General features: G+C 42.7%; 21 protein-coding genes. 9 read left to right on the top strand and 12 right to left on the bottom strand.

Translation table 11 applies throughout. The features are described 5' to 3' along the window. The first annotated feature begins 30 nt into the window (after positions 1–30). The 3 genes from tyrS to L4D78_RS03435 all read left to right on the top strand — a co-directional run bounded on the left by tyrS (position 31) and on the right by L4D78_RS03435 (position 2,781). On the top strand, positions 31–1,227 hold the full coding sequence (gene tyrS / locus L4D78_RS03445; protein WP_428465657.1) for a tyrosine--tRNA ligase: 1,197 nt from the start codon (positions 31–33) through the stop codon (positions 1,225–1,227). A 196-nt stretch (positions 1,228–1,423) separates the two neighbouring features. After that, positions 1,424–2,191 (top strand): PEP-CTERM sorting domain-containing protein, encoded by a 768-nt coding sequence (locus L4D78_RS03440; protein WP_428465656.1) that lies wholly within the window; start codon positions 1,424–1,426, stop codon positions 2,189–2,191. Between the two features lie 110 nt (positions 2,192–2,301). Continuing rightward, positions 2,302–2,781, top strand: coding sequence for a GNAT family N-acetyltransferase (locus L4D78_RS03435; RefSeq protein ID WP_428465655.1), 480 nt, complete (start codon positions 2,302–2,304; stop codon positions 2,779–2,781). On the opposite strand, the gene rsgA is transcribed toward L4D78_RS03435, so the two are convergent. Further along, positions 2,778–3,818 carry a ribosome small subunit-dependent GTPase A gene (rsgA, locus tag L4D78_RS03430; RefSeq protein ID WP_428465654.1) on the bottom strand — a complete coding sequence of 347 codons (1,041 nt, stop codon included), beginning with the start codon at positions 3,816–3,818 and terminating at the stop codon, positions 2,778–2,780. The genes L4D78_RS03435 and rsgA overlap by 4 nt on opposite strands. 176 nt (positions 3,819–3,994) lie before the next feature. On the opposite strand from rsgA, the gene L4D78_RS03425 reads away from it, so the two are divergent. Beyond that, on the top strand, positions 3,995–4,762 hold the full coding sequence (locus tag L4D78_RS03425; RefSeq protein WP_428465653.1) for a sulfite exporter TauE/SafE family protein: 768 nt from the start codon (positions 3,995–3,997) through the stop codon (positions 4,760–4,762). 510 nt (positions 4,763–5,272) lie between these two features. On the opposite strand, the gene L4D78_RS03420 is transcribed toward L4D78_RS03425, so the two are convergent. Next, positions 5,273–5,803: a phage regulatory CII family protein gene (locus tag L4D78_RS03420; protein WP_428465652.1), complete on the bottom strand. Its 531-nt coding sequence runs from the start codon at positions 5,801–5,803 to the stop codon at positions 5,273–5,275. A gap of 364 nt (positions 5,804–6,167) precedes the next feature. On the opposite strand from L4D78_RS03420, the gene L4D78_RS03415 reads away from it, so the two are divergent. Beyond that, the gene (locus L4D78_RS03415; protein WP_428465651.1) at positions 6,168–6,425 is read left to right on the top strand and encodes a DUF6559 family protein; all 258 of its coding nucleotides are present in this window, start codon (positions 6,168–6,170) and stop codon (positions 6,423–6,425) included. A 110-nt stretch (positions 6,426–6,535) separates the two neighbouring features. Here L4D78_RS03415 and L4D78_RS03410 read toward each other — a convergent pair whose 3' ends face one another. Further along, positions 6,536–6,724 (bottom strand): hypothetical protein, encoded by a 189-nt coding sequence (locus L4D78_RS03410; RefSeq protein ID WP_428465650.1) that lies wholly within the window; start codon positions 6,722–6,724, stop codon positions 6,536–6,538. A gap of 210 nt (positions 6,725–6,934) precedes the next feature. Here L4D78_RS03410 and L4D78_RS03405 point away from each other — a divergent pair, with 210 nt between their 5' ends. Further along, positions 6,935–8,287, top strand: a complete 1,353-nt coding sequence (locus tag L4D78_RS03405; RefSeq protein WP_428465649.1) for an alpha-glucosidase/alpha-galactosidase — start codon at positions 6,935–6,937, stop codon at positions 8,285–8,287. 171 nt (positions 8,288–8,458) lie between these two features. Beyond that, on the top strand, positions 8,459–9,883 hold the full coding sequence (melB, locus tag L4D78_RS03400) for a melibiose:sodium transporter MelB (RefSeq protein WP_428465648.1): 1,425 nt from the start codon (positions 8,459–8,461) through the stop codon (positions 9,881–9,883). 43 nt (positions 9,884–9,926) lie between these two features. Here melB and L4D78_RS03395 read toward each other — a convergent pair whose 3' ends face one another. The 3 genes from L4D78_RS03395 to melR (L4D78_RS03385) all read right to left on the bottom strand — a co-directional run bounded on the left by L4D78_RS03395 (position 9,927) and on the right by melR (L4D78_RS03385) (position 14,030). Then, positions 9,927–12,257 (bottom strand): hybrid sensor histidine kinase/response regulator, encoded by a 2,331-nt coding sequence (locus L4D78_RS03395; RefSeq protein WP_428465647.1) that lies wholly within the window; start codon positions 12,255–12,257, stop codon positions 9,927–9,929. Positions 12,258–12,281: 24 nt separating this feature from the next. Beyond that, positions 12,282–13,130, bottom strand: a complete 849-nt coding sequence (locus tag L4D78_RS03390) for a phosphate/phosphite/phosphonate ABC transporter substrate-binding protein (protein WP_428465646.1) — start codon at positions 13,128–13,130, stop codon at positions 12,282–12,284. A 246-nt stretch (positions 13,131–13,376) separates the two neighbouring features. Further along, positions 13,377–14,030 carry a transcriptional regulator MelR gene (melR, locus tag L4D78_RS03385; RefSeq protein ID WP_428465645.1) on the bottom strand — a complete coding sequence of 218 codons (654 nt, stop codon included), beginning with the start codon at positions 14,028–14,030 and terminating at the stop codon, positions 13,377–13,379. A 480-nt stretch (positions 14,031–14,510) separates the two neighbouring features. Between melR (L4D78_RS03385) and L4D78_RS03380 the strand changes: the two genes are divergently transcribed. Further along, a complete protein-coding gene (locus tag L4D78_RS03380) occupies positions 14,511–15,023 on the top strand; it encodes a hypothetical protein (RefSeq protein WP_428465644.1) in 513 nt (170 codons plus the stop codon). Between the two features lie 77 nt (positions 15,024–15,100). On the opposite strand, the gene melR (L4D78_RS03375) is transcribed toward L4D78_RS03380, so the two are convergent. The 3 genes from melR (L4D78_RS03375) to L4D78_RS03365 all read right to left on the bottom strand — a co-directional run bounded on the left by melR (L4D78_RS03375) (position 15,101) and on the right by L4D78_RS03365 (position 18,785). Further along, the gene (gene melR, locus L4D78_RS03375) at positions 15,101–16,042 is read right to left on the bottom strand and encodes a transcriptional regulator MelR (protein ID WP_428465643.1); all 942 of its coding nucleotides are present in this window, start codon (positions 16,040–16,042) and stop codon (positions 15,101–15,103) included. 262 nt (positions 16,043–16,304) lie between these two features. After that, positions 16,305–17,741 carry an acyloxyacyl hydrolase gene (locus L4D78_RS03370; protein WP_428465642.1) on the bottom strand — a complete coding sequence of 479 codons (1,437 nt, stop codon included), beginning with the start codon at positions 17,739–17,741 and terminating at the stop codon, positions 16,305–16,307. 156 nt (positions 17,742–17,897) lie between these two features. Continuing rightward, positions 17,898–18,785, bottom strand: a complete 888-nt coding sequence (locus L4D78_RS03365; protein ID WP_428465641.1) for a LysR family transcriptional regulator — start codon at positions 18,783–18,785, stop codon at positions 17,898–17,900. Between the two features lie 160 nt (positions 18,786–18,945). Between L4D78_RS03365 and L4D78_RS03360 the strand changes: the two genes are divergently transcribed. Continuing rightward, positions 18,946–19,923: a zinc-dependent alcohol dehydrogenase family protein gene (locus L4D78_RS03360; protein WP_428465640.1), complete on the top strand. Its 978-nt coding sequence runs from the start codon at positions 18,946–18,948 to the stop codon at positions 19,921–19,923. Positions 19,924–20,034: 111 nt separating this feature from the next. Here L4D78_RS03360 and L4D78_RS03355 read toward each other — a convergent pair whose 3' ends face one another. From L4D78_RS03355 to L4D78_RS03345, 3 genes are all read right to left on the bottom strand, one after another. After that, a complete protein-coding gene (locus tag L4D78_RS03355; protein WP_428465639.1) occupies positions 20,035–20,973 on the bottom strand; it encodes a universal stress protein in 939 nt (312 codons plus the stop codon). Positions 20,974–21,227: 254 nt separating this feature from the next. Further along, complete coding sequence (locus tag L4D78_RS03350) at positions 21,228–21,965, bottom strand: DUF3726 domain-containing protein (protein ID WP_428465638.1); 738 nt, start codon at positions 21,963–21,965, stop codon at positions 21,228–21,230. Beyond that, positions 21,962–23,662, bottom strand: coding sequence for a hypothetical protein (locus L4D78_RS03345; RefSeq protein WP_428465637.1), 1,701 nt, complete (start codon positions 23,660–23,662; stop codon positions 21,962–21,964). Before L4D78_RS03345 ends, L4D78_RS03350 begins: the two co-directional genes overlap by 4 nt. Between the last annotated feature and the right edge of the window lie 44 nt (positions 23,663–23,706).

Raw genomic sequence — 23,706 nt, 5'->3', positions numbered from 1 at the left:
TCGAACGCAGGTGATAGAAGAGTAAAAACAATGACAGTAGAAAAGAACCTAGAACAGAGCCTTGCGATCATTCAGCGAGGTGTTGATAACATCACCCCAGAAACAGCATTAATAGAAAAGCTAAAATTAGATCGCCCGTTGCGGATCAAATTAGGGGCCGATCCTACCGCGCCAGATATCCACCTCGGTCATACCGTTATTTTAAATAAACTTCGCCAATTTCAAGATCTTGGTCATCATGTAATGTTCTTGATTGGTGACTTTACAGGCAAGATTGGCGACCCATCGGGTAAAAATACCACGCGTCCACCACTCACCACAGAGCAAGTACTTGCTAACGCTGAAACATACCAGCAGCAAGTCTTTAAAATACTCGATCCAACCAAGACCGAGATTGTATTTAACTCGCAATGGCTATCAAAACTGGGGGCTGAAGGCATGTTAAAGCTGGCAGCCAGCCAGACTGTCGCCCGTATGCTAGAACGTGAAGATTTTAAGCAACGGTTTGCTTCTCAACGTGCTATTGGTATCCATGAATTCATTTACCCTCTACTGCAGGGTTACGACTCTGTTGAATTACAAGCCGATATTGAGCTTGGTGGTACCGATCAAACCTTCAATCTTTTAATGGGGCGCGAACTACAAAAGCAACACAAGATGTCTCAGCAAGTTGTGATCACCATGCCGCTACTTGTCGGGCTTGATGGTGAGAAGAAGATGTCTAAATCCGCCCATAACTACATTGGTGTGACTGAAGCAGCGGATGAAATGTTCGGCAAACTCATGTCTATTTCAGACACGCTGATGTGGAATTACTTTGAGTTACTGTCGTTCCGCCCGATGGCTGAGATTAAGCAGTTTAAAGCCGACATCGCTGCTGGCCGTAACCCAAAAGAAGTCAAAGTACTGCTAGCCAAAGAAATTGTGGCTCGCTTCCACTCAGAAGAAGCCTCGGCACAAGCTAACGACGCATTTGAAAACCGTTTTAAGCGCAATGCATTACCCGATGATTTAATCGCCGTCGAGTTTGCACACGGTGTGACGATTAGCCAGTTGCTAAAGCAAGCGGAACTGGTTGCATCAACATCCGAAGCTATGCGAATGATCACTCAAGGCGCAGTAAAAATGGATGGGGGAAAAGTGACGGATAAAAACCTTATCCCAGAAAAAGGAACAGCTATTTACCAGATTGGTAAGCGCCGTATAGCAAAGATCCAGTTGATATAACCCATATTCATCTCCCACAGTGATATATCCCTACTTAAATAGCGATATATCACTAAACGGCAAAGAACGAGTGTCAGAGAACTTTACAACCCAAGCAACACATAACAGTAACTAGCTAATATTTAACGATTAATTATTTGGCCAGTAAATTGCTAGCTTTTCTCACCAATATTATAAAGTCAGTAAGGATGTTGTTATGGACGCGCGTTTTTTAATTGGTTGTGGGTTAGTAGGACTGCTAAGCAGTACAGTAATTGCAGCCCCTGTTTATGTCACTGGTGTTTGGGATACCGATCAAGTACATATCTTAGATGAGAGTTTTGCTAGTCTTTCATCTTTCTCTGTTGGCTCTGGCACTAGTAATCCAAATGGCATTACTGCCTACAACCAATATATTTATTCTGGACACTTCAATACCCGCGAAATCATTGCTTATAATTTCGCGGGAGTTGAACAATTTCGCTGGAGCGATTCCCGTTTAAATGGTTTACAGGGGCTGACCTTTATTGGCAACGAGCTTGCGGTGGCAAGCTCTGGGCAAATCCATTTATTCAACCCTTTTTCAGGAGCTTTTAGCCGATCATTCAGTAGCCAAGGAAGCTCTGTCGAGGGTATCGCTTTTGATGGCACAAGTCTCTGGCAGTTAGTTGACGCCAATATTTACGAAACCAATGTTACTGATGGTTCCTTACTATCAACGATTGTAAATGCCGCCGATAGCTGTAATTTTGATGGAACAGGGATAGCCAATGTCGATGCCAATCAACTAGCACTCGGCTGTACAAACGGTGATGTTTATGTTGTTTCAAAAGCAACAGGGGTGATAAATAATAGCTTCGATAATGACTTAAATATGTATGGTTTAAGCCGCTTTAATGTACCAGAGCCGGTGTCACTTTCCCTATTCGGGCTTGGGCTATTTGGATTAGGCTTAAGCCATAAGAAAAGAAAGTCCATCGCTTAATCGCGAGAATTAAATAAACACGCCCAATGATAACTTGGGCTTGTTTAAGGTGATGGGCATAACCCGTACAATGCTAGGCTGCAAGAGGGGGTCAGATAACAGGATGTAAAATGATCAGACAAGCGAGRTGCCAAGATACAGCAGCCGAAATCTCAGTAATATCAACGGCCATCAGGCACTGCATTACAGAGCCACCAGCCATTCAAGATGAGATCATCGCAAACTGCGTCGATAACATTCTTCTTAGCCGAGCAAATTCGAAAACAACAATTCACATCCTCTATTGGAAAAATGACGTCGTTGTAGGCACATTGCTCATAACCGAACATAACAAACTATCTAACCTGTTTGTTGACCCTAATTACCAGAACCAAGGCATTGCGAGCAAATTACTGGATTTTGTTATTCATCAATATCTCCAGCCTAATTCCCCCCGAAGAATATATGTACATTCATCAACCTACGCTAAAGGCTTTTACCACCGCCATGGCTTTATTGCTAATGGTGTGAGTACTGATTTTCAAGGCGGCAGTATCCCTTTAGTATTGCATATCCAACAATCTGCCCCCGAATCTAACAAGACGAGCTAAAACCCTTTTTTACGGCTGCGAGACTCGCTTTGAACGTTATGGATCATCTTGCCAAAAGCTTTATCTTTGGCACGCTTTTGGGCCAAAGTCGCACTGTTAAATGCTTGCTCACGCATCAGCTTCTGGTAACTCACAAAACGACGAGTTTCTAATGCACCGCTATCAATGGCTTGCATCACTGCACACCCAGGCTCATTACTGTGGCTACAATCACCAAATCGACATTGCTGAGCTAGCTGAGTAATCTCACTGAAGGTTTCACTCACGCCTTGCTCGCAGTCACTCAGCTGTAGCTCTCTCATTCCAGGGGTATCCATCAGCAACCCGCCTTGAGGCAACCACTTTAGTGCTCTATAGGTTGTTGTATGACGACCTTTACTATCGTCCTCACGTATCGCACCTGTTTCCTGTGCGTCAAAGCCCATTAAGCCATTCATCAGTGTTGATTTCCCGACCCCTGATGAGCCAAGGAATGCCAAGGTTTTACCTTCACGGCAGTAGCCTGACAATTCTTGCAAGTGATCAGGATCAAGCGCATTAATCGCATGTACCACCAGCAATGGGTCTAGCGACTGAACTTGTTGCCGCTTGCTATCAGCATCATCGCATTGGTCCGCTTTAGTCAGCACAATAATAGGCTCTACTTCCGCTTCTTTTGCCAAAGCGAGATAACGCTCAATGCGGTTAAGGTTAAAATCTTGATTTAAAGAACAAACCACTAATAAGTTATCAACGTTAGAGGCAATTAATTGTGTATCGACTTTTGAACCCGGTGCTTTTCGCTGAAAAAGGGACTGACGTTCAAGAGTACGGTACAGTTTTAGTGTGTCGTCAAACAGCACCCAGTCACCCACACACATTCGCTCACTACTTGGCGATTGCGTTAAATTAAATGTCCCTTGCTCACTCAAAACTACCGAACCACTTCGATGCTGTTCGACCACGCGACCAATTCTAAAATCAGTTAGCTCTTCTAGAGTGAGTTGTTGTTGGAAGTAAGGACGCCAACCTAGTTGAGTTAATGATGGTGTATTCATGCGTGTATGACCTTAAATGCTTAAAATAATAACCTCAGTAGCAATTATACTGCTACCCAAGGCTTTCTCTGTATCCAATATTATGTTCATGCAATAGGAAAAGATTGAATAAAACCGACAGTTTTAAAATTCTATCAAGGTAAACTGAAAGCACAACGGACAGGGAATAGTCATAAATGATTGAGTTAATAGAATTAATAAAGCCTGATTTACTGAGTGTAAGCCACTTTACTGTTCTGATTATCTTCAGTTTTGTAACTTCGGCGCTTACCGCTGTAATGGGGGTCGGAGGCGGGGCTATGCTCATTGCCGTAATGGCAACCTTTATGCCTGCTGCTGCAATTATCCCTGTTCATGCCCTCGTGCAACTCGGCTCAAACGGCGGCCGCTGCTGGCTCCTGCGTCAACATGTCAGACGCGATATTTTACTATGGTTCTTCGTCGGCAGCATATTGGGTGCTTTAATGGGTGGCCAACTGGCATTCAATTTACCTTCTGAAGCCATCACATTAATTTTAGGCTGCTTTATTCTCGCGAGTTGCTGGCTGCCGATAACAAGAAGCTTGGGTGGCAACAAAAGCATGGCGACATTAGGGGGGATCACAACCTTTTTAACCATGTTTATCGGGGCGACAGGTCCATTTGTTATTGCAAGTATCAAGCACCTTATTCCAGAACGCCGTGAATTAGTCAGTACAACGGCAGCGCTAATGAGTTTTCAACATGCTATCAAGGCGTTAACTTTTGGCCTTTTTGGCTTCGCTTTTATTGATTGGATTGGACTAATAGGCTTAATGGTTGGCACCGGTTTTCTGGGCACCCTTGCAGGCCAGTATCTGTTGGAGCGTTTTCCTAACCACCAATATCATAAAATATTAAAGCTTCTACTGACGTTCATCGCCATTAGGCTAATTGTTACCTCGGCCTTATCTCTGGCTCAATAATTTATATGTAACTGGCCTCATAAAAGCACCTAATGTGAAACCTTCAATGCCGTTCACGTACTTTTAATATCAGTAATCCGTAATATCTATTTCGTCAGCAATTACCGCTGATAAATAAAGCGTTGTCGTTATATAAACCAACCTTTATTCATTGAATTTAAATAAAATCTATCATAGGTATTATCATGAAATGTAGTCATAGCCGCATTTATCGTATTAAGCGTACTTTCATTCAACGTGTATTTTATAAAGAAGTACATCGTTGCTATAACTGCGGCAAGTCTATTAAAATATAATGAAAAACACACAATCACTACATAAAAAGATCAAAAATCAATCAAGCGTTATTTTAACTAAGCCTAGGCAGAGATTCTTAAAAAAGTACTCAACCAAAAATGAAAGTTAAACCAGCATTAGCTAAATGATAAATTAGTATGGTCTAACCATCACAATATATTGAAGGGGAAAGCTTAATCGCTATTCCCCTGTTTGACCAAAAATAAGCTTAACTTATTTAATCACCACACGGTTTTCACAGGCAAATTCAAGCATATCTCTTAACTTGATCATCGCTGCAATATCCTGATTCATTTCTTTCTTAATATCTTCAAGCTCATTTGCACTGACTTTTCCATCTATCAACGCGTCTCGAATTTCATGTTGAACATCACCGCGCTCTTTATCCCAGTTCATCCATGCATTCAATACATTACGATATGTAATATCATGCTCACTTTCCCGTTCAAAGCGTTCACACTTAAGGTTAAACAACTTCAGCATTTCCTCAATCACATAGACATGCTTTTCATTCTTTTGCAACACGAGCAGCGTCAACAAGAACTCTTGAATTGTTAAATGGTGGTTTTCTTGACTCGGGTTTACTTTATTGGAAAATGTTCTTGCGCTTAACTTTTTTCCGCCAATCTCTATAATCTGATTGAATACATTTTCAATCCCAACGTCTTTCATTTGAAGGTGAAGCGCACGTGTAAAACCATCAAACTGACACTCTTTATTCACTTTTCCACTCGCAAATTCCAATAAGGAATATAAACCATGCCAAGATAGGCATTTAATTAAAGATTTAGCAGCTTGCTCTTCGACATATAAATATTAATTGAGATTATCTAATCTCTTAAAGAGGGTGAAACTATTGAATATACAAGCTGCTTGTTATTTGTTTTAAATGTATAAATTTCAGACAGGCATTTTAAATATCAGTAAAACACATACGAAATAAATAGATCTAATAACAAATAAAGTTTAATTCAAAAACAAAATCAATTAAAGGATTTATACACATTTCAGTAGAGAGCTGATAAACGATATTAGAAAAATTATTTCGAGCGAAACGGGTGATGCGTATGACTTAATCTGCCATCAATCGCATACAGTACCCAGCCGCATGGTGCTAGTATCAAAGCACTTCTTCCACTATGCCATAGCGATGTACCTTAAACAGTCAAACGATCAAATTCAGCGACATTACCACCTCAATCAGCAAGCATTGGATGCGCTACGCCAAGAACTATCAGAGTTGATCTTTGCTGGTGAAAAATATGAAGTAAAAGACATTGTGGCTTTGACCAAATCATCGGGCTGGCAAAGCGGTAAGAATAGCGACAATCTGTCGAACTATTACGGACAAAATAGCCGATATTAATCAATGCTATGAAGCTATCAGGCGGCTAGTAAACTCCCCCCGCCGAATATAGCCAAAGTATTTTTACTTTGGCCGCTCTTTATCTCTATTTTTTATAGAGTAATGGCTTTTCAACCAAAGCTGATTTCTGCCATATCCTCACCATTTACTTCAAAAAAAATGGTCATTATTCCACTTTTATCATTGCATTGACGAATATTGATTTCTGATTTTGGAAACCTTTCCGAAACAACCTTCAACAAGTCTTTGGTTAAGTTTTCCCGATCAACGCCGCATAAAATAGTTTCAGACTTTCGCACAATACAAGCACCGTAAGCTATGACAGATACCCTGTTAAAGCGACACTTTGCAGTTTTAATTAAATCCTCTCAGTTGAGCCTGCAGCATTTTTTTGTGAGTCCAATGCTGAAATCTTAGAAAATAGGATACAAAACCACACGATGGGGAAGATACCCCAAGAGGATTCGATGATGATGTAATCATCAAAACAAAAGCACAAAGGAACGGCTATGAAACACCCTAAAATCACTTTCATTGGTGCGGGTTCAACGATTTTTGTCAAAAACATTCTTGGTGACGTATTCCATAAACCGGCCTTAAAAAGTGCCAATGTCGCGTTAATGGATATTGATCCAGTTAGATTGGAAGAGTCCCAGATTGTTGTCGGTAAACTGATGGAGTCAGCAGGTGCAACCGGGAACATTGAATGTTATACCAATCAAAAAGAGGCACTTGATGGAGCTGATTTTGTGGTTGTCGCGTTCCAAATCGGTGGTTACGAGCCGTGTACCGTCATTGACTTTGACGTGTGCAAGAAGCACGGATTAGAACAAACGATTGCTGATACATTAGGTCCCGGCGGTATAATGCGTTCACTACGTACCATCCCGCATTTGTGGCAGATCTGTGAAGACATGACGGAAGTATGCCCTGAAGCCACCATGTTAAACTACGTAAACCCTATGGCAATGAACACATGGGCGATGTACGAGAAATATCCGCACATCAAACAAGTGGGGCTCTGTCACTCAGTTCAAGGTACCGCCGAAGAACTAGCCCGAGATCTGGATATCGATTATAGCGATCTACGTTATACCTGTGCAGGTATCAACCATATGGCGTATTACCTTTCCATTGAGAAAAAAGATACTGAAGGAAACTACCACAGCATATACCCTGACTTACTCGCAGCTTACGAATTAGGACAGGCTCCGAAGCCAAGTATTCATGGCAATCCGCGCTGTGAGAACATCGTGCGCTATGAAATGTTCAAAAAGCTGGGCTATTTCGTGACTGAATCTTCTGAGCATTTTGCAGAATACACACCTTACTTTATCAAGCCTAATCGTCCCGATTTAATTGAACGCTATAAGGTACCGCTAGACGAATACCCAATTCGCTGCGTAGAGCAAATCGCAAACTGGAAGAAAGATCTCGACGCATTTAAAACAGCCGATCGCATTGATATTAAAGAATCGCACGAATATGCCAGCACCATTATGAATGCAATTTGGAGCAATACCCCAAGTGTCATCTACGGCAATGTAAAAAATGATGGGATCATAGATAATTTACCGCAGGGATGTTGTGTTGAAGTCGCGTGTTTGGTTGATGCTAACGGCGTCCAGCCGACAACTGTCGGAAAGCTACCAAGCCATTTAGCGGCATTAATGCAAACCAATATCAATGTGCAAACTTTGCTCACCGAAGCGATTTTGACCGAGAACCGTGACCGTATTTACCATGCCGCAATGCTCGACCCACACACTGCAGCGGTATTGGGTATTGATGAAATATATGCCTTGGTTGATGAGCTAATTGACGCCCATCAAGACTGGCTACCGACATGGATTTACCAATAACCAATTCGGTCTGAAAAATAATAGCGTGGCGCGATTCATTTCATTGTTTGGCAAAGCGCTATTAGTAAATCGACAAATAAAACATATCTATAACAAGAAGCACTTCAATTATAACGTGAAACAATAACGATAAAATGCCTGCCCCGTTCAGTGTAGGCATAAGGAGCTTTAATGAGCGTATCTATGAACACCAAGCTAAGCTACGGGTTCGGTGCATTTGGTAAGGACTTTGCCATCGTCATCGTCTATATGTACCTGATGTTTTACTATACCGATGTCGTCGGGATTTCTGCGGGAATGGTCGGCACAATATTCCTTGTAGCCCGAATTTGGGATGCGGTAAATGATCCTATCATGGGCTGGGTAGTCAATAACACCCGCAGCCGTTGGGGCAAGTTCAAACCTTGGATCTTAATTGGCACCATTGCTAACTCAATTGTTCTGTATATGCTGTTCAGCGCTCATTACTTTGAAGGGCCAGCCCTCATTGCATATATCGCGGTCACTTATATCCTTTGGGGAATGACTTACACCTTAATGGATATTCCATTCTGGTCACTCGTCCCCACTCTAACCCTTGATAAGCGCGAACGCGAAGAGCTGGTTCCCTACCCTCGCTTTTTTGCCAGCCTTGCCGGTTTCATTACGGGTGCTATCGCTCTGCCATTTGTTAACGCTGTCGGTGGTGACGATAAAGGGTTTGGCTTCCAAATGTTCACGCTGGTTCTCATCGCCTTTTTTGTCGCATCAACATTTATTACGCTACGTAATGTCAATGAGCGCTATTCATCCGCGAACCTCAAAAATGGACAACAAGAAGACAAAATCTCACTGAAAAAAATGGTGTCTTTGATCTATAAGAATGACCAGCTTTCTTGTGTATTAGGCATGGCACTTTGCTATAACCTTGCCACCAACATCATCATGGCATTTGCGATTTATTACTTCACCTATGTGGTTGGGCGTGAAGACCTATTTCCTTATTACATGGCCTATGCCGGTATCGCAAACCTGATTACTTTAGTGTTCTTCCCTAAACTGGCTAAACTATTCTCACGCCGTATTCTATGGGCAGGTGCTTCAGGTCTACCAATCCTAGGCAGTGCAGTACTGATATACATTGGCTTGTATGATCAGCAAAGTGTATTGCTCATTTCAACGGCGGGTGTGCTACTACAAATTGGTACAGCACTATTTTGGGTGCTCAACGTGATCATGGTAGCTGATACGGTGGATTACGGGGAATACAAGCTCGATATTCGTTGTGAAAGTATTGCCTACTCGGTACAAACACTGGTTGTTAAAGCAGGCTCTGCGTTCGCTGCATTCTTCATCGGCATTAGTTTAACCATGGTGAATTATGTGCCAAATGTTGAACAAAGTGCCGATACCATATTTGGCATGCAATGCATCATGATTGGCTTACCAAGTTTCTTCTTTGCTGTCGCTCTGGGTATTTACTTCCGTTACTACAAACTCAACGGTGCTTATCACCAGAAAATCCAAGATCAATTGATGGCAAAATATGGTGCCGATGACGATGAACACGAAAAGCCGTTAGTGACTGAGCCTCAACTAGCCACTGAAAATCGTTAAAGAGTGATACGCCCCTTGATACGATTCCAAGGGGCGCTGTTGCTCAACTCACCTGCTCAACGCTATCGGCCCACTTTGCAATCATACTGATAAGGTCGGCTTTTTTTACCGGCTTCGTCAGATAGTCATTCATCCCGAAAGCGATACTCTTTTGCCGCTCTTCAATCATCGCATGGGCGGAGAGTGCAACAATCGGGCACCAATGTGCATCGCTGTTCGCTTGAATAGCTCGAATGTCTTTTGTTACCCCATAACCATCTTTTTTCGGCATCGAAATATCAGTAATAACCAAATCAGGTAAATGGTGTTGGTACAGCTCGACGGCCTGCTCGCCATCTACGGCAAGGATCAACTCGACACCAGTACTACCCAGCATTTTTTCAACCAATAACCGATTTACCATACTGTCTTCAGCAACCAACACCCTGACATTGTGAATATCCGGTTGCAAAGGTGGAGGACCAGAGTCATTTCCTTTACTAGGGTGTTGGTTGGCACTTTGAACTTGGCTTTGCTTGCTTGTAAATGGCAGCACGGGGTTATTGTTCTTAGGCTCAGTCGGTTGATTGCTCAACAATACCGAGAACATAAACTGCGACCCCTTTCCTTCTTCAGATGCCACCGTTAGTTCGCCACCCAACAACTTAATTAAGTGTTTGCAAATTGCCAACCCCAAGCCCGTTCCTTCATATTCACGGGTGGCCGAGTTATCGACTTGCTCAAATTTTTCCATGATATAAGGCAGCCTGTCTGCTGGAATACCAATACCAGTATCGGCAATGCAGAAGCTATAGCGAGTTTGAGATTGTAATGTCTCGGCTTTGACCGTGAGCTTTACCTGCCCAGAAGGCGTAAATTTAATCGCATTGCCAACAATATTGAGCAACACCTGATTGAGGCGCCCTTTATCGCCACAGGCAGATACATTTATGTCTGCAGGTATCTCGAGTAACAGCTTCAACCCTTTAGCATTGGCATGGTAGGCACATAAATCAACAGCACCTTGAACCGTTTCACGTAAATCAAAGGGTTCATCGACTAAGGTAAGCTTACCCGCTTCAATTTTACTGTAATCCAAAATATCGTTAATGATAGTGACAAGGTTATCTGCCGAATTATGTATCAGTTTTAACTGTTCATGATATTCACCGTTCGCTACCTGCTCAAGTAATAACTCACTCATCCCCATAATGGCATTCATTGGAGTACGAATTTCATGACTCATATTAGCGAGAAATTCAGATTTTGCCTGAGCGGCTTTTGTTGCCTGTTCTAACGCGGTTTCTAGCTGCTGCTCAACCTGACGACGCTCCGTTACATCACGTTCGACAGCAATAAATCTGTCTATATTGCCAAAACTATCTGATACCGGCGATATATCAAGTTCAACCCAATACGGTTTGCCTTGTTTGGTATAGTTTAGAATTTCAACCCGCACAGGCTGTTGGTTTTTAATGCATTTCGCCAGTTTCTCAATGGTTTCCAGATCGGTATCTTCACCCTGCAAGAGCTCACCAGGCTGTTTACCAATGACTTCGGCCAAGGTATAACCCGTAAGGTTCTCAAATGCTGGGTTAACCCAAGTAATATCACCTTTGCCATCAGTGATAATCATCACGTCCCTGGCATGCTCGGCCACCTGCGCTAGCTCCGTCACTTTTTCAGACAATATCATTTGTTGGCGGTGTTTATCGGCAAGATGTTCATGACTACAAGCGAGTGACTGAGACATATCATTAAAGGCTTGGCAAACTCGCGTTACCTCATCGTTCCCCGTTATGGCTATTTGCGTACCAGGCCCTTTCTGCGCCACTTGCTCAACTCCTTTTCTAAGCAAATCGAGTCGGCGCATTAGGTATGTCCCGAGCGCTAACGAAAACAGCGCCACTAACGACATTTCAGCCGCGGCAATCATCAAGCTAGAGCTGGTTGCCTGACTAAGCAGTACATGTAAGTCACTAACTCTAACCCCCATCTCAACTTTACCGTAATATTGCTCAGCAACCATGATTTGGCTTTCAACATCAAACACATCATCTGTCACGTTAGATGGTGACTGGTCCAGGTTTACATCTTTATCTATATACCCACCATGTAAAGTTAGCTCAGTATTGTTGCGGTCAACAATGCGGATATAAGCAAGGTTTTGCTCACTTACGATAGATTGGGCGAAGCTATCCAAATAGGCTAAATCTGTCGCCAGCACAGCATCTCTGGTCGCTTTAGCAAATACGCTTACCAATTGCTTGCTACCCAACTCTAAGCGATTTTCATTAGACACTTCTAGCCAATGCAACCCACTGATGATTAATATCGCCAGCGCAAAGGCTTCTATTAATGCTATACCAATGATGGTTTTTGAACGTAGTGTCATAACCCCGCCTCCTACCTTAAAACCTTAAAGTTGGATCCCTAGTGCAACGACATCATCCCAATCACTGTCTGTTGCTGACTCAAAGCCTTTAATATTTAATGACTTAAACATTTCTCGCGCTTGTGCATGATGATTGAGCTTGTTAATACTACTGTGTAGCTGCGCTACCGTTTCTTTATCAAGGTCATTTTTATAGGCAATTGCATGGGGGGTATAACTTTGGGTCTTGTAGATTACGGTTAGCTGCGATCTCAAGCTTTCTGGAATACTATTGAACGTTCGCATAATGCCGCCACCCGCAGGGTAAATGCCTTTTGCCACCGCCATATACACAGAGTCATGCGCACCAACATAGTTCGGGTTAATCGCCAGCCCTTTCTGACGTAACTCTGACTGGGTAAGAATAGAAGCGGCAAACGCGCGTGGGGCAGGAAACGCTAGTTGCTGATTGTCTAGGATTGATATCTCCTCACTCCAGCCTTTTTTCGCCACCATGATCCCAGTTATTCGTTTGTCTTTTGCGTGAGCCAATGCGGTATAGCCATCAGGGTTATTCACCAGTGTAAAGTGGTAAGGGTTCATATAGGCTATATCATATTCACCATCGGCTAGGCGCTGTTCAAAGGTCGGTATATCTCGCGCTGTGGCAAAGCGAATTGTAACCCCAGTAACTTCGCTCCATGCCGATAATAATGGCCCCCACTGCTGAGCTAGCTTGGCCGCTGATTGCTGAGGAACCACGCCAAAGACCAGTTCTTTCTCTTCCGCTAAGGCTTGTTGAGACCCCACGAAAAGTAGCATGGCTAACATAACCGTTCCGATTATGCGTTGTAATTTGATTTGCATCTTGGCGATTAGCATTACTCTTTGCATGTTTTTATCCTCTGTAAATAACATTAATCATGTCTAGTAATTAATGCTTCCCCATATTTACTGCAATACAATGAGAATGCATGTTTACTCATATCGACTACATGATAGGTATTACAAGATTGATGCCAGATTATATAAATGCAGCAGATGCCAAGGGATTAAGACATCATGAAGGGATCACACAGGCCAGAAGTTGAGTTGAACATAAAAAGGGTAAATGAATCGCCTTGCAAAGTAACAGTTTAGTTACCGCGCCACGATAGTTACACCATGCATAGAAAGTTGATTGTTTTTACGGCTTAGGTCGCGAAACTCAGTCGGGGTCATATTCATGTAGCGCTGAAACGTATCGTAAAAGCGGCTGCTGGAATTAAACCCAACCGTTAATGCTATATCTAAAATCGTCCTATTCGAATCTGTGAGTAATGCACGTGCATGGTTAATTCGCATGGATGTAATGTACTCTTTTATCGTCATTTTCATCACGCTTTGAAATAGGTTCATAACATAGTTGGTGTGAAGACCCACATGATCAGCAATCGCTTTCACCGTTAGTGACGCATCATGATTACAGGCAATAAATTCAAGGATTTTTTGAACATGAAACTCTGAATGTTTCGAAAGACCTTTCACACTTTGCTTACAATCCATTGTTGATGTTAATTGCTGCCACCCCGTTAGACACAGTCCTTTGAGCATTAATGACATTTCATCTGCCGCTAGCTGACGAAACTCGATATCATCACTTTGACTCTCAGCCATCCAAAGTGCGATTTGTTGCTCTGTCACTAAGTTCGGTTGCTCCGACTGAATAACGACACCATGGGTAATTTGATTTATCAGCGTTTGTGCAAGTGGCCATGCAAGAAAATAATGAATAGGTATGTTTAATATCCCCATATTGGTCGCCAACCCAGGATCCAGTAATTGATAAAGAGTGGTACCGCCCTCTTTTGGGTACTCAATGTAATTATGGTAGCTGATACCGTGGATTACGGGGAATACAAACTCAACGGGCTTATCACCAGAAAATCGTTAGTAAAGACACATATAATTGTCAGCAAGCATTATTTCGCCCAATGACAAAAAACTAAATAGAACTCAAAAGGTTAGAGTTAAATTGAAAGGCACTTTGTTATAAGAGCCGACAATCCAAACTCTAACTTTTTTGTCTCAACAATATTTTTCAGACCTGATTAATACATGCATCGTTATCGGTTTTACCTCCATTTTGCTACTACTACGCCATATTGATCTAGTATATTTTTACTTACCAAGACCATGGTTTCATTGACTTTTTGTTACTTATATACGTTATATAAATAATTATTTGGTGATAAGCTCATCTCTAATATTAAAGATATGGACATGGTTCTTTTTATGAAAAAAAAATTCATTTTCGCATTTTCTATTGCGGCTACTCTTATCAGCGGATGTTCGGCAATATCTGAGGGAAAAATAGAAAATAATGTCAAATTTAATGGCAACGGTACAAGAGACTTCACATTCGAAAAAGCTGAAGGCGTAAATGAATCTGAAATAAAACACGCACTAGCCTCAAGCTTTTACAAAGCCAGCCTGATACACACCGTTCGTCATTCTGATAACGACACACTGAAGGGCGTTAAAGTCGCTTTAGTCGGCAATGACATCGCAGTTACCCATTACGGAAATTACGGTTCATTATATGATGAAAAGTCTGCCGTCTTTAACATCGCGATCACTGAAAATGAAAACGATTATAAGGTCACGGTTAAGTGTCCATCTGAATACTTAGACAGAGCGAATTCTAGAGGGACGATAGGCCAGCCTGAGTATACTTCTAGAAGGGATGTTGTGAATAATTTAAATGCTATGTGCACAAAATCCACCCCTTCAATTGCGAATAATTAATATATTTATCACGCAATAATACTCGTAAACCAAGTTATGAAAGAGTAATTCGATGCATTGGTTCAAATATAATGTACTTACATTAATCCCTTATCTAACGCCGAACCATGCATCGACAACTGATTGTTTTTACGGGAAAGCGCACGAAACTGAGTCGGGGTCATATTCATGTAGCGCTGAAACGTATCGTAAAAGCGGCTGCTGGAATTAAACCCAACCGTTAATGCTATATCTAAAATCGTCCTATTCGAATCTGTGAGTAATGCACGTGCATGGTTAATTCGCATTGATGTAATGTACTCTTTTATCGTCATTTTCATCACGCTTTGAAATAGGTTCATAACATAGTTGGTGTGAAGACCCACATGATCAGCAATCGCTTTCACCGTTAGTGACGCATCATGATTACAGGCAATATACTCAAGAATTTTCTGAACATGGAACTGAGAGTGCTTGGATAGACCTTTCACGCTTTGTTTGCAGTCCATTGTTGAAGTTAACTGTTCCCACCCCGTTAAAGATAGCCGTTTAAGCATTAACGACATCTCATCAGCGGCCAGTTGGCGAAAGCCAATATCATCACTCTTACTTTCTTCCATCCACAGTGCTATTTGCTGCTCTGTGACTAAATGTGGTTCCACCGACTGAACCACAACACCATGGGTGATTTGATTAATGAGTGTCTGCGCTAGCGGCCATGCCAAAAAGTAGTGGATAGGGATATTCAATATTCCCATATTGGTTGCTAGCCCAGGCTCAAGCAATTTATGCGGGGTTGTAGCCCAAAATAAACCAATATGGCCATTTTTAATGGTGAACGGTTGGTCATTAATTTGATAATTCACATCCCCGCCAAATGGAATATTCACTTCAATTTGGCCATGCCAATGATAACACGGCATGCGATGGGGCCTACGCAACTCAATATGCACATATTCATCAGAGTTGAATAAACTGAGCGGGCCAACCGCACCTGAATCTGATGTGTCTTGCGGATTTTCATTATAAAAGATCGCCATTATTATACCGTTCAATGCATAAAAGTTAGTCCCATAAGGAATATACGATAACTTTCTAGTGTGGGATAAGGGCTGCACAACAAAATGTGAGGCTAAGCGGAACAAGCGGAAATAATTTAAAATAAATAAAAAAGCCACCACTGATGTGGTGGCAAAGAAGCTTAAGGATACGATTTATACCGTTGAACAACGCTATATTTATAACGTTTTCATTCTATGCCGTATATTGAATTTATTTTCTCAACAGCATCAATCTATTTTGTTAATGCCAGCCCCGCTCGCCACTGCCGAAGCGATAAACCAACTGACTAGACATTAAATGATCATAAGAAGATAGCTTGCCACTGTAATAGTGTGTCCAATCAACTTGTAGCGCCCAGTTATCATGAAATTGATAATGTAACCCTACCCCACCGTTAACTTGAAAGGTCGTGGTATCGCGATCTAGATCTAATAAGGTTTCACCAATACCCGCGCTGACATAAGGGCGTAGATTATTTTTGCTTAGGAAGTAATATTGAGCATCAAGGCTGTAATTTTCATATGTCACACGCTCACCGGTTTCAAGGCTATCGGTATCAATACGGGCGTAACTTAAACGAGCTGAAAAGCTCGGCGTAAAATAAAGCCCCAATGACATACTTGGTGCCCACGCATTTTCCACACCCCATGCCTTATCAAGGTTGAGGTAACGGGCACCAGCGGTGATCCCTACGATGCTGTAATCTACCGGATCAGTGGTCGTCATCATTGTGGTGTAGGTATAACGACGGGCCATGGCAGGGCTAGTGTCCCCTTCACCAAAGCTATAACTAAGGTTGAATTTCACCTGAGTATCTACATCACCGTTGGCTAATGTCCTCTCACTTAAACCGATATACCCCGTACCCGCCTTAATCACATCTCTCCCCATCATATGGTTGATGCCTCGGCCGATGCTGTCTACTGGATCAAGAAAAAATAGTGCCGTATCACCCACCGCCGATGATCCCCAAACGGTTCCGCCGCGTTGGATAATTTCACGTTCTTTATTAAATGCCCATTCACCGTAAACCCAGCCCAGAACTGGTGTTACCACCAAGTCTTGTATCGCAGGTACTTCAGCAAATGCTTCTACACCGTATTCCCAATAGAAGGTCGACATCAAAAAGGAGTAGACGAATGCATCCCACTGACGATACCCCGATTTACGGGCGATTTGATAATACACCCCACCAAAATAAGGGTGTCCAATATAGTTGATGTACCAAACATCTCGATCCCAAACCGGACCTTGGCGAACGTTATCCCACCATTTTTCAAGTAAGCGGTCATCACTGTTATCCCAATTAGAAATATCCTCAGGCAAGAGGGCAATGAAACCGGCAACACCCACGCCATACCAAAATATTGATTTGGTTTGTGACCATAAGCGCTCTTTATCTTCGCCATTCTCAGCTGAGAATAATGAAACAGAATAGGGTGAATCATACACAGAAAGCGGTCGCGGCGTATTTTCCCATGTACTATTCGTCGTATACGTAATTGATTGTTCGGGCGTAAACGTTAAAGGTTGCTCGAAAAGGGCCGCTTCATTTTCTTCTTCTGCTAGCGCTAAATTCGATGCGCTCAATAGTGACGGTGCACATAAAAAACAGAGAAGAGGCACTAACGCCTTTTTTTTGCTTGTCGCTCCCAAAGAACTGACTTTGTGATTCATAACCGCTTTACCCTTTTCAACCAATACTTATTCGCAAAAAATTGTTGCTTTATATCAGATAGTTAATATATTTTACTTTCAGTATAGTTAACAGATATTAATGAATGTAAAATATAGTTACATTCATTAGTAAATATGATGCCTAACACAAGAAAATCATTTCACCGTCAGCTTCTCTGCTAAAAAATCAAGAAATACCCGTATTTTGGGTGATACCAGCTCTCGCTTTAAATAAATGGCATAAGTCGCGGTATTCGTTGGTTGCGGACTAAACACATATTCAGCCAATATTTGTACAAGTGCGCCAGATTTCAATTCAGCATCAACAGCCCAACGGGGCAATAAGGCGATACCGCTATGATTCAGTAACAATTGCTTTTGCCCATTCACCGTATTTATTTCCAAACCGCTACCTATTTCTACTCGTGTTAGGTTGCCAGCGGTAAGGTACCAATTATTCCACCCAATATAGCCATAGCGAATACAATGGTGGGTTTGTAATGCATCTGGTGTATCAGGTACACCGTTTTGGCTTAAGTACACGGGACTGGCGCATAAAATAAAGTTATTGTCTTGTAGCTTACGAGCAACCAGTGTGGAGTCGGCCAGCTCTCCACTGCGGATCGCCACATCGATATTCTCTTCGATCAGATCAACAACCCGCTCCGAGAGCTCTATCTTGAGTTCAACATCTGGATATAGCAGCGTAAACTCAGCAATGTGCGGTAGGATAACCGACTCGCCATAACCAACTGTCGCACTAACAACCAGCTTGCCTTTAGGCTGCTCTTGTAAATCATTAATCACACGCTTGGCTTCATCTAAACTAGCCACGATCTGCTGAGAATAGCTGTAAAACATCTTCCCCGCTTCTGTCGGCGATATATTACGCGTATTACGATTTATCAGACGCACCCCTAGCTCTTGCTCAAGGGCCGCTATCTGTCGAGATATCGACGAAGGCTGCACATCAAAAATACGGCTTGTTTCCGAGATACTACGACTCTCGATAACCGCATTAAAATACTGTAAGCGTTTAATCATGATTTACCTTGCAGAATAAATGACTGTCTAGAATGAACGTTAATTGCCACAGTATCGCCATGCATTGCCTAAAACGCAAAAGTAAGTTGCCTTTTACTGCATGGATTGCAATGTAGGCAAATAATAATATTGCTTCATCCAAAGTTGAGAGGTAAAGAACATGAAAGCAATGATCATTAAGTCATTAGGTGATGCCGATGTATTCGAACAAGAAGAGCGTGCTAAGCCACAGGTCAAAGCTGGCCACCTTGTGGTTGAAGTAAAAGCCACCAGCGTTAACCCGCTGGATACCATGTTACGCTCGGTCGATACGCCTTGGTCAGCCAACTTACCTGAAATTTTACATGGTGATGTCGCGGGTATTGTCTCTGAAGTTGGCGAAGGCGTAAGCCAATTTAAGGTTGGTGATGAAGTATATGGCTGTGCTGGTGGCATTGCAGGTATGGATGGTGCGCTATCTGAATTCATGTTGGTTGATGCTGATTTAATGGCGCAGAAACCGAAATCATTATCTATGCGTGAAGCGGCAGCCTTACCGCTAGTTTCAATCACTGCATGGGAAGCATTAGTCGATAAGATGCAGGTAAAAGCGAACGATAATGTCCTGATCCACGGTGCCACAGGCGGTGTTGGCCATATTGCCATTCAGCTTGCCAAAAGCCTAGGAGCCGTCGTAACGGCGACAACGCGTTCGAACAACTATGAAACAGCACAAACGCTTGGTGCCGATCATATCGTGAACTCAGAGGTTCACAGCGTCGCTGAATACGTTGAGCAGCATACTGACAACGTTGGCTTTGATGCAGTATTGGATACCATCGCAGGCGATCATATCCAAAAGAGCTTTGAAGCAGCGCGTTATAACGGTTCAGTGGCCACAATTCTACCTATTAACGATGTGTTGCAAGTCGCATTGAAAGGTTTGAGCTTCCACAGTGTATTGATGCCAATTCCTATGGTATACGGCATTAACCGTCAAGCCCATGGTGAGATATTAACCCGCATTGCTGAGTTGGTAGATGCAGGAAAAATCAAACCATTAGTTGATGCGTCAAACTTCAGCATCTGGGAAGTAACACAAGGCCACCAGCGTCTTCAGTCAGGCAGTGCAGTAGGTAAAGTGGTACTTACGGTTTAATCACTTATTTGAACAAAAGATAAAGCCAGTACTCAATGACTCTTTCTCGTTAATACTGGCTTTATTCTATTCTTCACTATCAAATAAAAATGGCCTTTCTAGCAATTGCTATTAACGCCCAAATACGGGCGATTTGAACGAATCAGGCTTGAGCGTGAGGACTGAGCAATTGAGTTTATTCACCATTGACTCTGCTGTATTCCCCATCAAAAAACCTGCAACTCCCGTCCTAGAGAGCGATCCAAGAATCACTAAATCGATATCGTTATCAGCAATATAACTCGGTAGAATATCTCGGGGCTCACCCTCTAATAGTTTAACATGCTGAACAATAGGGCTGCTGGCATGGGGCATCAGCAAAGAATTAAGACGCTCTATACGCTCACTTCGCATTTTCTCTGACAGTAATGCAATATCAAGGTCATCATACCCATTCCATTTACGGAGGAACCCTTCAGACTCAAGCCGCCAAGCGTGACAGAGCGTCAATTCAGCGCCAGCGACAGAGCAAAATTCAATGCCTAAGGCAACAATACGCGCATTAAACTCATCATCATCTTGATTAGTAAGATCAATGGCAGCCACAATATGGTTCACATTTGTAGAATCAAGGCTTAAAGACCAAATTGGCACTTCAGACTTACGCATTAAATTCAACGTACTGCTGCCTCGTTGGCAGGCCTTATCTTTTTCTTCTCGATGTGAATCAATAACGATCATGCTCGCATTAGAATCTTTGGCTTCTTTGAGTATCTCAATGAATGGGATACCGATGCGAATATGAGTATGGAACTGAATATTGGGATATTGCTTACTAAGCGACTGTACATGTTGCTTCAGTGTGTCTTGATAAGCTGTCGTTGCACGGTTAAGCGCATCAAGTGTCTTACTGGAGTAATGAGCTATCTCTTTTAATTCGGCTAACTCTTCAATAACGGTTAACAATGTCACATGAGATGAGCGTTGATTGGCAGACTTAAACGCTTGGTGAAATAACTGATTGATAGATTGATCGGGTGCAATAGGTACTAATAGCCGACTTAAGTTCATACTCCCTCCTAACGACACTTTATTTAAGTGTTAGCGATTTGCTTGAAGAAACAATTCAGGAATGCGTATATAAAATATACGCTAGTTACCATAGATGTATATCGATACCCGTCGCTCTGGCTCACATTTCCGGCGTCGCCTTCGTTAAAACGTTACACGATAATTAAATGGATAAAAAAAACCCTTTAAGCTCCCGTTCATAGGCTCAAAGGGTTTCGGCTTATTTCTTATTCCATCACACAACAGAATACACGTTACTCAACCACCAGCTCACCAGCTCCCTTAGAAGAGGTTTCGCTATTCTCAACCAAGAAAACCGTTGCTGCTTGTTTTAACTTCTTCCACTCAGCATCATCAACCACTATGCCATTTTTCCAAGAAAACTCTTGGGTTTCACGCAGTGTTGATGCATCAAAATGAACGCCCCCAGCTGAGGTTAAAGCGGGTAACGCAAAATTCGTGACCGCCAATTCAATGATCATGTCATGTGAACCCTGAGGTTCAACAGGTGCTTTCGTCGATTGAAAAAGCTCTGGGTACACACAACCTTTATTCAATATATACAGGGTTTGTTTTGAGTCAGAGCCATTTGCCCACTGCGCTTTACACGCTAGTCCTTTTGCCGATAGTTTTACCAATTCACTGTACGCCAACCAACGATTATGGCAGTTGCGTATCGTGATAGTTAATGGCTTGGTGTGTACCAACAATTCAACAGCATAATCAATAATATTTGGCAGATGGCACGCTAGGCTACCGCCTTGTAAATCAACGATTAGATGGCCAAGTTTAGGTTGCGTGATCGTGACGGGGATATCTTTTTCACTACCTAAAAATGCCAATGCCTTATTAAAATGACCAACGCCATTTAAGCCAACTATTTGCAAGTCAGCCACCATATTAGCAACCACATCCGCTTCACCGCAGCATCGTCGTAACCCAAGGAAAGCCTTATTTACCGCCGCGACAAGTTCGTTATGCGAGACAATCATTTTGCTTCTCCTGCAAGTTCTTCAGCTGACGGCAGGATTGGGAACAACCACTCTCCATCGTGAATTTCATCCAATAGTGGTGCGCCTTGAAAAAAGGTTACTTGTACCCAGCGATCAGAACGCGGGTCAAATTTGGTCGCACCAAATATTGCTAACTTACAGCGTAGCAAATGCATGGGCAGTGCATCTTGGCGTAAAACATTCATTTGAATGTCACCCATCACTTTATTGCCTAATGTCCAGGCTCTTCTTGCTATCGATCGATACTGCGGGTTCACCAATAAGAACTCAGCTAACGTTTGTTGTGGTTCAGTTTGTAACAGCGCATCATATAAACGGTATACCTGACGACCGATATCAAGCGGCAACTCTCGATCTTCGCCAGCCTCTTCCCCTCGAATACCTAAGCGAGGTTCTTCTTTGTCTTGTGAGCGATACCAAAACCAATAGTTGTTTTCAGGTAATTGGAAATCAGTATCAATCGCCCAACGATATTTATCTTCCAGTACTGCCCTTAAGTCTTGTACTTTTTTGCCACTGGTGAGCGAGAGTGTCTCATCACAGTTCATCTTCTCTTCAAAAGAATCAGCAATTTCTGGGTACAGCTCCATGACACAAGACAGAATGATTTCCTGAGCTTCTAACCCCAATGTCTGCGATTGCGCAATAACAGCGTGCCAATCTGGCGTTGCTTCAACGGGTAGCACCGTAAGCGCGTCAACAAAGGTACTTAATTCACTTATTGCTTGGTTATTCAACATTTGTTGATGCGCATTCATGGTAACAACTTGTGTTAAGTGCGTAATACCCTGCTGGAGCAACTGCGTTAAGTAAGGCACCTTTTCGGTATCGAACGGGCAACCTAATATTGCCGATAGGGCTTCTTCTCGCGTTGTCATCCATTGGTCAACAATGCACGGGTGGTTGATAAGGTAAGGAGCCATACCTAACCCTGTCGCATTGCCCACTCCCAAATAACGTTGCAGTGAACGGTGCAAGGTGACAGCCTCCTCACCACCACGTTGCTTGGCAAGGTAATCCACCCAATCAAGGCTGAATTCTCGTAACAGGTATACGGCACACATCTGCGCACTGAATGATTGGTGGAAATCAGGGTTTTTCTCAAGCAATTTGAAATCTGCAATGCCAAATTTACCATTACCATAAACCGCTGTGGTGCGTAGGATATAACCGACCTCAGCTAGCTGTTCTGGTTCTGGTTGCTCACCGTTCGCCAAACTTGAAACAATGTGCTCAAACACCCGCACACTTTTATTTGCCCTTGCCAAAACCAATGCGCTATTTGGGTTACGTCCCGCTTCTTGTAGCGGCACGTTTGCACGCAGTGTTTCTAACAAAGGCTTATCTACGTCACCCTCAACGAGGGCAAAAGTGACATCCCACTTTTCTGCAATTACACGATCATTGCGTTCTTCATCGCTAATGTCATCGCAGAACACCACTAAATGGTACAGATTAGTGGGTGTTTGTAGGCGATAAGTGGCATGACCAAAACCTTCAGGCGAAATTTGCCATTCGCTCTTGCTCACTTGCCAGTTTTTCTGCGCCATTTGACGCATTAGGTAGCGGACAAAGCTAATTCGGTTTTGATGCATGGCACCCAGTCTATCTGGTGCCATCACCATTTCTGGTTGACGTAGGGTGTTATCTGATTTCAAGGAACGATGTGCATCCATATTGCTCACCACCAATTTATTATTATGTTTCTGGTTAAGGGCGG

This window comes from Photobacterium minamisatsumaniensis (genome assembly GCF_050336695.1).
GTDB lineage: Bacteria > Pseudomonadota > Gammaproteobacteria > Enterobacterales > Vibrionaceae > Photobacterium > Photobacterium minamisatsumaniensis.
The sequence above is the reverse complement of the archived record's forward strand: the minus strand, read 5'-3'. Positions and strand labels throughout refer to the sequence as shown.

What these genes read in the sequence shown, in the direction of transcription:
- L4D78_RS03365 (WP_428465641.1), bottom strand. Translation starts at nt 18,785, where the DNA reads ATGATTAAACGCTTACAGTATTTTAATGCGGTTATCGAGAGTCGTAGT.
- melB (WP_428465648.1), top strand. Translation starts at nt 8,459, where the DNA reads ATGAGCGTATCTATGAACACCAAGCTAAGCTACGGGTTCGGTGCATTT.
- L4D78_RS03380 (WP_428465644.1), top strand. Translation starts at nt 14,511, where the DNA reads ATGAAAAAAAAATTCATTTTCGCATTTTCTATTGCGGCTACTCTTATC.
- L4D78_RS03425 (WP_428465653.1), top strand. Translation starts at nt 3,995, where the DNA reads ATGATTGAGTTAATAGAATTAATAAAGCCTGATTTACTGAGTGTAAGC.
- L4D78_RS03405 (WP_428465649.1), top strand. Translation starts at nt 6,935, where the DNA reads ATGAAACACCCTAAAATCACTTTCATTGGTGCGGGTTCAACGATTTTT.
- melR (WP_428465645.1), bottom strand. Translation starts at nt 14,030, where the DNA reads ATGGGGATATTAAACATACCTATTCATTATTTTCTTGCATGGCCACTT.
- L4D78_RS03415 (WP_428465651.1), top strand. Translation starts at nt 6,168, where the DNA reads ATGGTGCTAGTATCAAAGCACTTCTTCCACTATGCCATAGCGATGTAC.
- melR (WP_428465643.1), bottom strand. Translation starts at nt 16,042, where the DNA reads ATGGCGATCTTTTATAATGAAAATCCGCAAGACACATCAGATTCAGGT.
- rsgA (WP_428465654.1), bottom strand. Translation starts at nt 3,818, where the DNA reads ATGAATACACCATCATTAACTCAACTAGGTTGGCGTCCTTACTTCCAA.
- L4D78_RS03390 (WP_428465646.1), bottom strand. Translation starts at nt 13,130, where the DNA reads ATGCAAAGAGTAATGCTAATCGCCAAGATGCAAATCAAATTACAACGC.
- L4D78_RS03345 (WP_428465637.1), bottom strand. Translation starts at nt 23,662, where the DNA reads ATGGATGCACATCGTTCCTTGAAATCAGATAACACCCTACGTCAACCA.
- L4D78_RS03370 (WP_428465642.1), bottom strand. Translation starts at nt 17,741, where the DNA reads ATGAATCACAAAGTCAGTTCTTTGGGAGCGACAAGCAAAAAAAAGGCG.
- L4D78_RS03360 (WP_428465640.1), top strand. Translation starts at nt 18,946, where the DNA reads ATGAAAGCAATGATCATTAAGTCATTAGGTGATGCCGATGTATTCGAA.
- L4D78_RS03355 (WP_428465639.1), bottom strand. Translation starts at nt 20,973, where the DNA reads ATGAACTTAAGTCGGCTATTAGTACCTATTGCACCCGATCAATCTATC.
- L4D78_RS03440 (WP_428465656.1), top strand. Translation starts at nt 1,424, where the DNA reads ATGGACGCGCGTTTTTTAATTGGTTGTGGGTTAGTAGGACTGCTAAGC.
- tyrS (WP_428465657.1), top strand. Translation starts at nt 31, where the DNA reads ATGACAGTAGAAAAGAACCTAGAACAGAGCCTTGCGATCATTCAGCGA.
- L4D78_RS03350 (WP_428465638.1), bottom strand. Translation starts at nt 21,965, where the DNA reads ATGATTGTCTCGCATAACGAACTTGTCGCGGCGGTAAATAAGGCTTTC.
- L4D78_RS03395 (WP_428465647.1), bottom strand. Translation starts at nt 12,257, where the DNA reads ATGACACTACGTTCAAAAACCATCATTGGTATAGCATTAATAGAAGCC.